This is a genomic window from Stenotrophomonas maltophilia R551-3 (genome assembly GCF_000020665.1).
GTDB lineage: Bacteria > Pseudomonadota > Gammaproteobacteria > Xanthomonadales > Xanthomonadaceae > Stenotrophomonas > Stenotrophomonas maltophilia_L.
In genome coordinates, this window is sequence record NC_011071.1 from 1172094 (window position 1) to 1186279 (window position 14186).

Here is a 14186-nt window from a genome sequence, read left to right on the forward strand (position 1 = left end):
TGTGCCGAGCATGGCTCGGCACTACATGCGGCATGCGGAGCGCCGACGCAACCGCCGGCGCTCCATCACTTCACATCGTCACCTTGCGCCGGTTGTCATCGCTCACCCGGTCGATCAGCTTGTTGTACGGGTCGAAGCCTGCTTCGTCCGGCTTTTCGTCCACCGTCACCGTGATCTTCGGCGCGGCGCTGGTGATGTGGTGGCGCTGCAGGTACAGCACCTTCTGGTCGCGTTCCTTACCCGAAGGCCCATTGGCGAACACGCCGATCTCAACCCAGTCATCCATCGTGCCGTCGCTCTCCTTGCCCTTGCCATCGGCGTACTGCTTGGCCGCGTGCAGGTCCAGGGTTACGTCGTAGCGACCGTCATCGCGCTTGCGGGCGCTGGCGGTCATCACGCGGTTGTCGTAGAAACTGATCTTCTCGAACAGGTCGGTGACCAGCTGCTGGCGATCAGCTGGCGTTTCGGCACGGATATAGTCCAGCAGTTCGCGTGAGGTGGTATACGGCGGCTGCTGGTAGCCCTTGTCCTGCAGGAAGCGCTTCAGGGCGCGGTTCAGGGCTTGCTCGCCGATCTCCTCGCGCAGCCGGTAGAACACCAGCGAACCCTTCTGGTAGTGGATGTACTGCTGGTTTTCCACGCGCTCCAGCGGCTGCTCCTCGATGGCCTCGCCACCGCGTCCGGACAGGTAGCCGTCCAGCTCGCGCTTGAGGAACTGGCGCATGTGCTGGCGGCCGTACTCCTGCTCCATCACCATCAGCGCAGAGTACTGCGACAGCGACTCGGACAGGACCGTGGCGCCCTGCACATTGGCACCGATCACCTGGTGCGCCCACCACTGGTGTGCGATCTCGTGCGCGGTCACGTAGAACACGTAGTCCACCTTGTCCGGATCACGCAGGTCGGCGATGAAACCGATGGCCTCGGAGTAGGGGATGGTATTGGCGAACGACTGTGCGAAGCGCGCATAGCCCGGGAACTCGATGATGCGCACCTGGCGATGCTGGTACGGCGTGAAGTTCGCTTCGTAGTAGGCCAGCGACTTCTGCACCGCTTCGATCATCCGGTCCACGTTGTAGCCGTGCGCCGGATCGAAGTAGACCTCGATCGGGAGGTCCTTGTACTTCGCCCTGCGCACCTCCCAGCGTGCCGACAGGTAGGCGTAGAAGTTCAGCATCGGGCGGTCCATCGCGTAGCTGAAGCAACGCCGGCCGTTCACCGTGGTCTCGTGCTGCAGGTAGCCCGGGGCCAGCGCCACCTGGTCCGGCGCGGTGCAGACCGTGGTGCGGAAGTCGAGCCAATCGGCATCGTTGGAGATGTAGGTGTTGGCACGCGCGGCTTCGTCTTCCAGCTTGGGCATGCGCCGCGGTTCGCCGAGGTCACGCTTGCGACGCTCGTTGCGGTCGCTGATCTCCGCACCTTCGTTGTAGCCGAAGGACGGCAGCACGCGGCTGTTGAAGAAGGTGCCGTTGTCGACGATGTTGCTTGGTGCCTGGCCGGCGGTGATGCCGTTGGGCCTCTGCACCACCCGGAAGTGGACGCTGCGGCTTTCACCCGGCTGCAGTGGCGTAGCCAGGCGGTAGATGCGGTAGCCAAGGTCGGCGTCGTGCATCGACAGGGTCTGTCCGCCCAGATCGGCGGCGACCAGCTGCTTGTCATCGCCCATCGACACATGCACCTCCTGGATCGGCACGGCATGCGTGTTGCGTACCGTCCAGTTCGCGTCGATCACCATCGACTGTGTTTCCGGGAACACGTCCACGCGGTTGTCCACCGCTACGATGCGTGGTTGCGGCAGGTTGCGGTACTTCGACAGTTCACGCTCGTAGCGGGCCTGCAGGTCCAGCTGCTGGTCGGGCGAGAGGAACTCGTTGCGGATGTTGGTGCTCCAGTACAGCCAGCCGCCCACACCGATGAAGGCCAGTGCCGCCAGCGCTGCAAAGGCGCCGGTCGGACCGCGCAGGCGACGACCGGCCAGGGCCAGGCGCTGGCGCAAGCCCTGGCTGACACCGCGTACCCAGAACGCCGAGGCCAGGCACATCAGGGTCAGCAGGAACAGCGCCCAGTAACCCTGGAAGGCCAGTTGCCCCGGCAGGAAGTGACCGTAGCCGTTCATGTCCGAATAGGGCGCGATGGGCCAGCTGCCGAAGTTGTACAGGTTCTGCGTGTAGTCCAGCAGGCCCAGAACACCCTGGCCGATCATCACCACGATCAGCAGCGCGTAGCCGACGAACTTGTTGTTGGTCAGCACCTGCAGCACCAGCGCCAGGCCGCCCATCAGGATGTAGACCACCGAATCCAGCGCCAGGCTGCGCAGGTACAGCAGCGGCTCCAGGTGGGTGTAGCCCTTGGTCAGCTGCACGCCCATCGCCGCCAGCGCGCCGGCCGCCTGGAAGCAGACGATCACCGCCAGCAGCGCGGTGAACTTGGCCAGCAGCGGCACCCAGTTCGGCACCGGCATGGCATCGGTCACCTCGTTGATGCGCGCGCTGCGTTCCTTCCAGACCAGTTCACCGGCGAAGAACAGCACGATGATCACCAGCAGCCAGCTGAAGGCACCCTGCAGGCCCATGATCATCTGCGAAGTGACCGGCCAGATCGAGGTGCCATACAGCGTCTGCCGGAACAGCGCGCTGGGCAGGAAGTTGGCCAGGCCCAGCACCAGCAGCACGATGAACGGCACGCTGCGCAGAACGCCGCGTGTATCGAAGCGGACCTGGCGCAGGAACTGCTGCCACGCCGTGGTGGTAGTGAACGCCGGCACCACGCGCGGCAGCGTTGCGCGGGTGGGGCGGACGGCGCCGGCATCGGCAACCGGTTGCGCCTGCCTGCGGCCCCAGCGCCGACGGCCACTGCCGCTGCGTTCGGTGCGGAACAACGCGAAGGTGGCGGCGAACAGCGCGGCGGCCACGCCCAGCCACAGGGTGCGGTTGGCCAGCAGGTAGCCGGCCAGCTCGGGAATTCCGCTGTTGCGCTCGGCGGTGGACCAGTAGCGGATGGTGCGGCCCAGTGCGCGCATGCCCAGCGGTTCGCTCAGCACCGCGATCCAGGTGTTGTCGATGTCGCGCAGCAGGGCCGCGCTGGCGCCGTACAGCACCAGGTAGGCCACCAGGCCGATGTAGACCCACAGGATCGAACGGGTCAGGGCTGCCAGCAGCGACAGCAGTGCGGTGGTGAACAACAGGTTCGGGATGACGATGACTGCGAACGTCCACGCATAGCCCTGCCAGCTGATCGGGCCCATGCGTTCGGGATCGACCCACGGCATGAACGGCGCCAGCCACAGGCCAAATGCAATCACGATGTAGACCAGCAAGCCGGCGGCCAGGGCGGCAGCGATGCGCCCTGCCAGGTAGTCGCGGCGCTTCACCGGGCTGGCGAAGATCAGCTCGGCGGTGCCCAGTTCGAAGTCACGCAGCAGCGCGTTGCTGACGAAAAGGGCGCTGACCAGCATGCCGAGCAGGGTGAAGATGCCCAGCATCTGCGCGATCACGGTGGGCGCGTTGCTGTGCACGTTGCCGCTGCCACCACCGATCTGTACCGCATCGCTGGAGGCGGCCGCGAAGGCAAGCAGGGCGAACAGCGCGGCCAGCAGCCACAGCAGTGGAGAACGCAGCTGCTCGCGCAGCTCGAAGCGGAAGAAGTTGAGAATCATGGCGTGCTCCGCTCAGGCTGCCGCGCGGGCACGGGCCTGCAGGCGCAGGCGCTGGAAGTAGACGTCCTCGAGGTCGGGAGCCACCGCCGCGAAGCCGTCGCCGGGATCGTTGGCACTGTGCACGTGGATCACCGGGCGGCCTCCGACCAGACGGGTCGACAGCACCACGTAGCGCGCCTCGTGGTCGGCCAGTTCCGAAGGGTCGACCTGCTTGCGCCAGACCTGCTGCTGCAGGGCATCGATGGCTTCGGCGGGGCGGCCGGTCAGCAGTACCTGGCCCTTGTTCATGATCGCCATGGTGGGGCACAGGTCGGTCACGTCTTCGACGATGTGGGTGGACAGGATCACCGCCACGTTCTCGCCGATGGCCGCCAGCAGGTTGAGGAAGCGGTTGCGTTCCTCGGGGTCGAGGCCGGCGGTGGGCTCGTCGACGATCACCAGCCGCGGGTCACCGAGCAGTGCCTGGGCAATGCCGAAGCGCTGGCGCATGCCGCCCGAGTACGTGCCGAGCTTGCGCTTGCGTGCGTCCCACAGGTTCACCTGCTGCAGCAGGCCATCGACCACCTCGCGGCGCTGCGCGCGCTGGGTCAGGCCCTTGAGCACCGCGAAATGCTCCAGCAGGTCCAGTGCGCTGACCTTCGGGTACACGCCGAAATCCTGCGGCAGGTAGCCCAGCCGGCGGCGCACCGCGTCCTTGTCGCGCAGCACGTCGATCGGTGCTTCGCCGGGAATGGTGAGGATCGCCGAACCGCTGTCGGCCTCCTGCAGGGTGGACAGCGTGCGCATCAGCGACGACTTGCCAGCGCCGTTCGGGCCGAGCAGGCCGAACATGCCGCGCGGGATGTCCAGGCTGACATTGTTGAGCGCGTGCACGCCGTTGGCGTACGTCTTGGACAGTGAATCGATCTTCAGCATGCGACGTACACCTTTCCGTGTGTGATCGCGCTGTTTATCACCCGCAACTGGGCTGGCGTCATGCGCCGTTGGTCATGGTGCCGTGCGGGTAGCAGGTGAGGGCGCCCCACCGTTGAAGGCGCGACAGGGGCGGCTTCCAGTGCGTGGGGCTTCGCCAAGGCGGCAGGGGGCCAGCTTGTGAAGTCTTCCTGAATGCGTTGGGAAAGGTCGGCCGGATCACACAGGACGTCGACAGGGGCACCGATAGTCTTTGCGCCTCTCAGGGCCATTGCCATGCAGGCGTACATGCGGACTGTTACCGGAGTAGAGGGACTGGACAGCATTCTTGGTGGCGGACTTCCGCAGGCGCGGCTGTATCTGCTGGAAGGACCACCGGGTTCCGGCAAGACCACGTTGTCGCTTCAGTTCCTGCTGGAAGGCCTGCGGCGGGGCGAACGCTGCCTGTACATCACCTTGTCCGAGACCGCCGAGGAACTGCGCGAAGTCGCCGCTGCCCATGGCTGGTCGCTGGATGGCCTACACCTGTTCGAACTGGGATCGGCTGAAGGCGCAATGGGCAACGGTCGCCTGCAGTCGGTGCTGCATTCGTGGGAAATGGAGCTGGACGAGACGGTCAATCTGATCATGTCCAAGGTGGACAGCATTGGGCCCACCCGCGTGGTGTTCGATTCGTTGTCCGAACTGCGCCTGCTGGCCCAGGACTCTCTGCGCTACCGGCGCCAGATCCTTGCGTTGAAGCAGTTCTTCGCACCCAAGAGCGCTACGGTGATCCTGGTCGATGACCTGACCTCTACCGGCGAAGAGCGCGATGGGCAGTTGCACAGCCTGTGCCACGGCGTGCTGTCGCTGGAACGCCTGACCCTGGATTTTGGTCCGGCCCGGCGCCGCATGCAGGTGCAGAAGCTGCGCGGTGTGGATTTCATTGCGGGCTACCACGATATGGTGATCCGTCGTGGTGGGCTCGAGATTTTTCCCCGCTTGATCGCCTCCGAGCACCACGACCGGTTCGTGGGTTCGCCGGTGAGCAGTGGCGTCGACGAGATCGATCGCCTGCTGGGCGGGGGTCCCCTGCGCGGGACCTCGACCCTGTTGACCGGTCCCGCTGGCAGCGGCAAGACCAACGTCGCCCTGCAATACGTGTGGGCGGCCTGCGAACGTGGCGAACGCTGCTGCATCTTCGAGTTCGACGAGCGCATCGGCACCTTGCTGGCGCGTGCATCTGCGCTGGACATCGACCTTGACAAGCATCTGCACTCGGGCCTGCTGGAGATCCTGCAGATGGATCCGGCCGAGGTGTCGCCGGGTGAGTTCTCCTGGAACCTGCGCAAGGTGGTAGAGCAGCGCAACTGCAGTGTGCTGGTGATCGACAGCCTGAACGGCTATGTCACGGCAATGCCACAGGAAAAGCAGCTGATGCTGCAGCTGCACGAGATGTTGTCCTACCTCAACCAGAAGGGTGTAGCGACGTTCCTGATCAATCCGCAGCATGGCCTGGTGGGCACCATGTCCACTGGCAGTCTCAATGTGTCCTATATCGCCGATGCGGTGGTGCTGTTCCGGTTCTTCGAGGCCAAGGGGCGCATCCGCAAAGCCATTTCGGTGATCAAGAACCGCGGCGGTGCGCACGAGGACACCATCCGTGAGTTGAAGATCGACGGGCGTGGCATCACCGTCAGTGCGCCGTTGGCAGACTTCCAGGGCATCCTGACCGGAACACCCGAATTCGTGGGTGACAGCGCGGCGCTGCTGGGCCAGTCCGATGTCCGATAGCGGTGAGAGCCGCAAGGTTGTCCGCATCGTGGCGCCGTTTGGACGCGATGCCGACAGCATTGCGGCGGTACTGGAGGGGGCAGGGCTGGCAACGCGCATCGCGGGGAACCTGGAGGAACTGGCCGAGCATCTGGATGATCGCACCGGCCTGGTGGTGGTGACCCAGGAAGCGTTGGTGCGCGGCACCGATGGCATGCTGCCTGCCTTGCAGCAGCAACCGGCCTGGTCGGATATCCCGTTCATCCTGCTGCGCTCGGCGCGGTCGTACCGCCGTTCCACCCGTGAGGAACTGTTGCCAGTTGCGATCAACGTGGTGGAGATGGACCGGCCGCTTGGCAGCATGTCCCTGATCAGTGCTGTCCAGGGCGCACTGCGGGCCCGTGACAAGCAGTTCCTCGTGCGCGATCAGATGGCGGCATTGGCGGACGGGCGGGCCGCACTGGCCCGCAGTGAAACCGAGTTGCGCCTGATCGCCGATGCGATGCCGGTGCTGATCGCCTTCGTTGATCGTTCGATGTGCTTCCGTTTCGCCAACCGGGCCTATGAGTCCTGGTTCGATCTCGCCACCGGTGAGGTGATCGGCAGGCACGTTCGCGAAGTGATCGGCGAATCCGTATGGCAGCAGCGCAGGGCGGCGATGGAGCGCGCGCTGGACGGCCAAGCGGCGCTCTTCGAGATCACCTGGCCGCATCCACTACGCGGCCGGCGCGACTGCGAAGTGCGTTACTCGCCGCGCACCGACACCGACGGCCGGGTCGACGGATTCCACGTCTTCGTTACCGATATCACCGCCGCCAAGCTGGCCCTGAGCAACAGCCAGCAGCACGCACATGCACTGGAGGCCATGGTGGCCGAGCGCACGCGTGAGCTGGAAGCGCAGATGGCTGCACGCGAGGCCAGCGAGGCCGCCCTGCGGCAGTCGCAGAAGATGGAAGCGATCGGCCAGTTGACCGGTGGCATCGCGCACGATTTCAACAACATGCTGACTGGCATCCTGTCCGCGCTGGACATCGTGCGCCTGCGCCTGGAGATGGGCCGGGTGGATGATCTGGAGCGTTTCCTGGATACGGCCACCACCTCGGCGCAGCGTGCCGCCGCATTGACCCAGCGCCTGCTCGCGTTCTCGCGCAGGCAGTCGCTGGACGCGCGGCCGGTGGAGATCAACACGTTGCTGGTATCGGTGCAGCACCTGTTGCACAGCACGATCGGGGAGACGGTGCGGCTGCGTACCGAGACCTGTCCGGTGCCGCTGCACGCCACGCTGGATGCCAACCAGTTCGAAAGTGCGGTGCTGAACCTGGCCATCAATGCTCGCGACGCGATGCCTGATGGCGGCGAGCTGATCCTGCGCACTGCGGAAGCAGATGTGCATGCAGGCCAGTATCCGGCAGTGCCGGCAGGGCACTATGCGGTGGTGGCAGTCGCCGACACGGGCGCCGGCATGGCGCCGGAAGTCGTCGAGCGCGCATTCGAGCCTTTCTTCACCACCAAGCCCATCGGCAAGGGAACCGGGCTGGGCATGTCGATGGTGTATGGCTTCATGCAGCAGTCCGGTGGTCACATCGCGATCGAATCGCGCCTGGGTGAGGGCACCACCATTTCCCTGTTCATTCCACTGGTGGAGGCCGCGGCCAGCGAAACGGCGGCCGCTCCGGCCAAAGCCATCCGGCTCGGCGCTGGCCAGTCGATCCTGGTGGTCGAGGATGATGAGCAGGTACGCATGCTGGTCACGGTGGTGCTCGAGGACCTGGGGTACCAGGCCCAGGTGGTGGGCGATGCGGACGCCGCGCTTCCGATCCTGACTTCGGACCAGTGCATCGATCTGTTGATTACCGACGTCGGCCTGCCTGGGCTCAATGGCCGCCAGCTCGCCGAGATAGCCCGTCACTCGCGGCCGACTTTGCCAGTACTGTTCATGACCGGCTACGCGGAGAAGGCGCAGGAGCGCTCGTCCTTCCTCGATGCGGGCATGGCGATGATCGCCAAGCCGTTCCTGCTTGACGAGTTCAGTGCAGCGGTTCGCACCGCGATGCCTGAAACGGCAGGTGGCAATCCGTAGAGTCGGGCCTGCTCGACTGTTTTTGTGCAGAGCCGATCCATACTCGGCTGATCTTTCCCGATTGGAGTTGCATCCGCTGGTCGAGCAAGCTCGACACTACCCGCGCTGCGACGATTCCCGCACCACCAGCTTTACCGGGATGCTCTGGCTGTCCACAGCCTGCCGGCCGATCAGTGCCAGCAGGCGCTCCACCAGCAGCTGCCCGGCCTGCTTGGTGTCCTGCTGTACGGTGGTCAGCGCCGGGGATACCGATGCTGCCAAGGGGATGTCATCGAAGCCGGTCACCGCCACGTCCTGCGGCACCCGCAGGCCGGCTTCGCGCAGGGCCCGCATCGCGCCGATGGCGATCAGGTCGCTGGCCGCGCAGATCGCATCGACCGGCGCGTTGCGAGCCAGCAGCGCCTGGCAGGCTTCCTGGCCGGAGGCTTCGGTGGTGATCGCATCGTGCTGCAGCGCCGCCTCGGCAGCCAGGCCGTGTTCCTGCAGAGCCGCGACATGGCCGCGGTAGCGTTCCTGGAATTCCGGGTAATGGCTGGAGGCATGGCCAAGGAAGGCGATGCGGCGGCAGCCCTGCTGCAGCAGGTGGGTGGTGATGTCGTGCCCGCCCTGGAAATTGTCGCTGCCGATCGATACACCGGGCTGGCCGGGCAGGGCGGCGCCCCAGCGCACGAAGTGCGTGCCCTGTTCGACCAGCCGCTGCAGGCGGTCGCGCGATTCGTGGTAGTCGCCGTAGCCGAGCAGGATGATGCCGTCGGCCTTGTTGCTGTCCTCGTAATCGGCCTGCCAGTCGGTGGACAGCTGCTGGAACGAGACCAGCAGGTCCTGCCCATGCAGGGCGCAGGCGCGGGTGATCGAGCCCAGCATCGAATGGAAGAACGGGTTGATCAGCGAGTCGTCGTTGGTCGGGTCTTCGAAGAACAGCAGGGCCAGGGTTCCGGCGTTGCGCAGGCGCAGGCTGGAGGCGTTCTTGTCGACCTTGTAGTTCAGCTCGCGGGCGATGCGCAGGATGCGCTCGCGGGTCTCGGCGTTGACCATCGGGCTGCCACGGAGCGCCCGCGACACGGTCGGCTGGGAGACCCCGGCCAGGTGGGCGATGTCCAGGGAGGTGGCTTTGCCTTTGATCGTCATGGGAACGCAGAAGGGGGCTGGGGGGAAGGTGCCCGGGAATGATGCCATGGGCAGACGCGAATGCCCCTCCGGGCGACCGTCGGGGCTAAGGTAAGTCATTGCCGGACAAGGAAATCAGCTCAATCCTCCAGCGCGGCCGGGGTCTTCTGACCGGGCGGATGGCGGCGGCAATGCTAAGATGCACCGTTCTCGCATTCCCCCAAATTTCAACAGGGGCGGCCCAGCCTACTGCACCCCGCCCGGGGCTGTGCTATCACTGGCGGTCTGCCCTTGGACAACGAACGAAGGTACCTATGGCGCGCGGCATCAACAAAGTCATCCTGGTCGGCAATCTCGGCAACGACCCGGACGTGAAGTACACCCAGGGTGGCATGGCGATCACCCGCATCAGCCTGGCCACCACCAGCGTCCGCAAGGACAAGGATGGCAACCAGCAGGAACGTACCGAATGGCACCGCGTGGTGTTCTTCGGCAAGCTCGGCGAAATCGCCGGCGAGTACCTGCGCAAGGGCAGCTCGGTGTATGTCGAAGGCAGCCTGCGCTACGACAAGTACACCGGCCAGGATGGCGTGGAGAAGTACTCCACCGACATCATCGCCGACGAGATGCAGATGCTGGGCGGCCGCGGTGAAGGCGGCGGTGGTGGTGGTGGTGGCAACTACGGCGGCGGCGAGCGCCCGCAGCGCCAGCAGGCGCCGCGCCAGGAGTACGGCGGTGGCGGTGGCCAGCGCGGCGGCCAGGGTGGTGGCTATGGCAACCAGGGCGGCAACCAGGGCGGTGGCTACGGCAACCAGGGTGGCAACCAGCGCCCGCAGCCGCAGCAGGCGCCGCCGATGGACGACTTCGCTGATGACGATATTCCGTTCTAAGAAACACTTGGTTGAGAGTGTTGATTAAAAAAGTATTACAAAGCCCCGCTTTTGCGGGGCTTTCTTGTCTACAACCCGATCGTATGTGGTTGAAAAGATATTGCTATACGAAGATGGCGAATACGAAGCGGGTCTAGGATCTGGAAGCGGAGGAAGCCCCGCTGAAAAATTGCTGGCTGAGCATTTTAAGGCTGATGCCCTTGGGCACTGTAATAGCAGGGGTGACCAGCGATACAGACTGGTTCTGGCCTGGCACCCTTCAGTGATTTCCGCTACAAAGGAAGCCCTCCCCATTCATCGAACTCGGCATGCCGGCTGCGGTTGAACTGATGAGTGGGCTGCAGTTCGCCACATGGAACGCCGCACGGCCTTGATTTCAAGGTCGCCAAGGACAGAGTCGCCTGAATGAAATCCGTCAATTTTGAATTTCTTCGCCCTGTAAACGAACTGCTGGCCAATCTGGCCGGTCTTGCAGAGGGGGTTCTGCATGTCGATCCCGGCAGCGCACTTACACGGTTGCGCAGTTTCGCTGAGGAGTTGACCAAGACCATCTACAGCGAGGAGCGTCTGCCACGCTTGCCGCAGTCCACTTTCTATGACTTGGTGAAGAGTCCGGTATTCACCGCGTGCACAAGCAGCTCGCTGGTCCATCAGATCAATTTCCTGCGTATCCAGGGCAATGAAACAGCCCATGGCGGCGAAGGAGATGTCCGCACGGCCAGATCGGCATTGAAGACGGCTCACGAGCTGGCCAAGTACATGGCCGTGAAGTACTACAGGCTGGCCCATTCGGACTTGCCGGCTTTTGTCGAGGTCAAGGATCCCACCACTGCGCTCAACGCGTTGCAGAAGTCAGTTGTCAGCTATGAGAAGGAGCTGGCCAAACAGCAGGAAGAGCTGCAGCGTGTTTTGGAACAGTTGGAGCAGAAGCGGGTACGTGATCTTGGAAAAGTCGAAACGCCTGCTCCAGCAGATCAGAGGCAGCGCCAGGAAAGGAGCGAGCAGGTTGCCGGCAGCCTGCAATGGAGTGAGGCTAAGACCCGCAAGCTCCTGATCGACGCCATGCTGCTTCAGGCCGGCTGGGATGTGGGCAGCCCCGCACAGGTCGGGTTGGAGGTGGAAGTCGATTTTCCAGGCAACGCCAGCGGCAAGGGCTATGCAGACTATGTGCTGTGGGGAGACAACGGCCAGCCTCTGGCGGTGGTCGAAGCCAAGAAATCAGGCAACGTCAGCCTTCAGGCGGGGCGCGAACAGGCCCGCATGTATGCCGATGGCTTTGAACTCATGGGCATGCAACGCCCGGTGATCTTCTACAGCAACGGCTATGAGACCTTCATCTGGGATGATAAGCAGTACAACGGCTATCGGCAGGTCTATGGCTTCTATGGCAAGGACAGCTTGGAATATCTGATCTACCAGCGTCAGTACCGCGTTGCCGAGCTGGAGAAACACAACCCCGAGTTGAGCATTGCCGACAGGCCGTATCAGATCGAGGCGATCAAGACCGTTGCCGCGCACTTCCAGAAGCAGCGGCGCAAGGCGCTGATCATTCAGGCCACTGGCACCGGCAAGACCCGCGTTGCAATTGCTTTGGCCGAACTTCTGCTGCGCACCGGCTGGGCCAAGCGAGTGCTGTTCCTCTGCGACCGCAAGGAGCTGCGCGTCCAGGCCGATGATGCCTTCAAGCAGAACCTGCCCAGCGAACCGCGCTGCGTAATCGGCGAAGCCAATAAGGTTGACCAGACCGCGCGCATCTACATCGCTACTTACCCGGGGATGATGAACCGTTTCGCGCAGTTGGATGTCGGCTTCTTCGACCTGATCATTGCTGACGAAAGCCATCGCAGCATCTATAACAAGTACCGCGACCTGTTCGATTACTTCGACGCTCTGCAGGTCGGGCTGACCGCCACGCCGGTAAGGTTCATCAGCCGCAATACCTTCGACATGTTCGACTGCGAAACCACCGACCCGACCTTCGAGTTCGGCCTGGATGCAGCCATCAACAACGATCCGCCGTATCTGGTGCCGTTCCGCGTACGCGACCTGACAACTGACTTCCTGCGCGATGGCATCCACTACAACGACCTGAATGACGAGCAGAAGCGTCAGCTGGAAGAGGATCTGGGTGAGGAAGAGGCCAAGCGCACGACCATCGCCGGCAAAGACATCGGTCGCAGGATCTTCAGCGAATCCACCGACCGCATCATCCTTGAAAACCTGATCGACAACGGCATCAAGGATGACACCGGCTCCCTGGTGGGCAAGACGATTATCTTTGCCCAGCGTCAGGATCACGCCGAGCATCTGGAGAAAATCTTCACCAAGCTTTACCCGCAGTACGGCACGCGTGTGTGCAAGGTCATCCACAACGACATTCCGCATGTGGAAACCCTGATCAAGGAGTTCAAGAAGCCGGACAACGAATTCCGCATCGCCATTTCGGTAGACATGCTCGATACAGGCATTGACGTGCCGGAGGTAGTGAACCTGGTCTTTGCCAAGCCGGTGAAATCCTGGGTAAAGTTCTGGCAGATGATTGGCCGTGGCACGCGTCTTCGCCCGCATCTGTTCGGTCCGGGCAAGCATAAGGCCGAATTTCTGATCTTTGATCACTACGGCAATTTCGAATTCTTCGAGCAGGAATACCAGGAGCCGGAAGACACCGGCGGGAACTCGCTGCTGCAGACTACGTTTGCAGCACGTGTCGAACTTGCCCAAGTGGCGCTGAAGAAGAGCCATGCCGAGGCCTTTGACCTGGCCGTGCGCCTGATGCGCGAAGACATCAATGACCTGCCGGACAGCAGTGTGGCCGTGCGGCGGCAGCTGCGGTTGGTGCACCAGTTGCAGCAGACCGACCAGCTACGGAATTTCGATAGCCGCACCCAGCACCTGGTCAGTGAGGCCATATCGCCACTGATGTCTGCCCGAGTGCTGCGCGACAAGCATGCCACCGCGCTGGACAAACTCATGGCAAACATCCAGCGTTGTCTGGTGGAGCAGGCTAGCTGTTTTGAAGATGGCAAGACCGAACTATTGGTTGCCTTGGACAAGCTGGCAGTGAACATTCAGGCGGTCCGGCAGAAGGATGCAGTGATTGCCGAGGTACGCAGTGCCGCATTCTGGCAGCAGGCCAGCATTGCGAGCCTAGAACATGTCCGCAAGGAATTGCGCGGCATCATGAAGTACCGGCGCGTGGATGTTGGGCCGGGCTATGACATGCCCACGACCCGCACCGGCGATGGCGGGGTGATCGAAGAGGAGCGCACGACATACATGGTAGGAGCCAGCGAGGCGCTGATCTACCGGCGTCGGCTCAAGCGCATTCTCGATGACATGCTGGCCGCGAATCCTACCCTGCAGAAGATCCACCAAGGCCAGTCCATTGCCGAGCATGAGCTAAAAACACTCACTTCTACCATCCTCACCAGCCATCCGGGCGTCAGCTTGGAGGTGCTCAACGAGTTCTACGGCCGTACCGCCAATGAATTGCACCTCACCGTGCGTGAGATAATCGGCCTGGATGCACACGGCATCGAAGAGCACTTCAAGGGCTTTCTGCACGCACATCCTGGGCTTACCGCACAACAGGTGCGCTTCATGAACCTGTTGAAGAACTACATTGCCACCCACGGCAGCATCGTCATTGAGACGCTCTACGAGCCGCCGTTTGACAGCATTTCCCACGAAGGCATCGATGGTGTCTTTACGGCAGCGGATGTGGATGCGCTCGTGGCTGTACTCAAACCCTTCATGCGCGGAGAAGCCGTGTCAGCCAGCCGCTAGGAGA

7 protein-coding genes are annotated in these 14186 nt (G+C 63.2%); 4 read left to right on the plus strand and 3 right to left on the minus strand.

All coding sequences use genetic code 11. The features are described 5' to 3' along the window. Positions 1–70: 70 nt before the first annotated feature. Positions 71–3655, minus strand: coding sequence for an ABC transporter permease/M1 family aminopeptidase (locus tag SMAL_RS05305; RefSeq protein ID WP_012510347.1), 3585 nt, complete (start codon positions 3653–3655; stop codon positions 71–73). 12 nt (positions 3656–3667) lie between these two features. Next, positions 3668–4570 carry an ABC transporter ATP-binding protein gene (locus tag SMAL_RS05310; protein WP_004147722.1) on the minus strand — a complete coding sequence of 301 codons (903 nt, stop codon included), beginning with the start codon at positions 4568–4570 and terminating at the stop codon, positions 3668–3670. A 273-nt stretch (positions 4571–4843) separates the two neighbouring features. Between SMAL_RS05310 and SMAL_RS05315 the strand changes: the two genes are divergently transcribed. Both SMAL_RS05315 and SMAL_RS05320 read left to right on the plus strand, forming a co-directional pair. Then, positions 4844–6340 (plus strand): ATPase domain-containing protein, encoded by a 1497-nt coding sequence (locus SMAL_RS05315; protein WP_012510348.1) that lies wholly within the window; start codon positions 4844–4846, stop codon positions 6338–6340. Next, positions 6330–8399: a PAS domain-containing sensor histidine kinase gene (locus tag SMAL_RS05320; RefSeq protein WP_012510349.1), complete on the plus strand. Its 2070-nt coding sequence runs from the start codon at positions 6330–6332 to the stop codon at positions 8397–8399. Before SMAL_RS05315 ends, SMAL_RS05320 begins: the two co-directional genes overlap by 11 nt. A 96-nt stretch (positions 8400–8495) precedes the next feature. Here SMAL_RS05320 and SMAL_RS05325 read toward each other — a convergent pair whose 3' ends face one another. Continuing rightward, positions 8496–9527 (minus strand): LacI family DNA-binding transcriptional regulator, encoded by a 1032-nt coding sequence (locus tag SMAL_RS05325; RefSeq protein ID WP_041864485.1) that lies wholly within the window; start codon positions 9525–9527, stop codon positions 8496–8498. A gap of 293 nt (positions 9528–9820) precedes the next feature. Here SMAL_RS05325 and SMAL_RS05330 point away from each other — a divergent pair, with 293 nt between their 5' ends. Continuing rightward, on the plus strand, positions 9821–10396 hold the full coding sequence (locus SMAL_RS05330) for a single-stranded DNA-binding protein (protein WP_012510351.1): 576 nt from the start codon (positions 9821–9823) through the stop codon (positions 10394–10396). Between the two features lie 405 nt (positions 10397–10801). Beyond that, on the plus strand, positions 10802–14182 hold the full coding sequence (locus SMAL_RS05335) for a type I restriction endonuclease subunit R (protein WP_012510352.1): 3381 nt from the start codon (positions 10802–10804) through the stop codon (positions 14180–14182). Positions 14183–14186 lie beyond the last annotated feature (4 nt).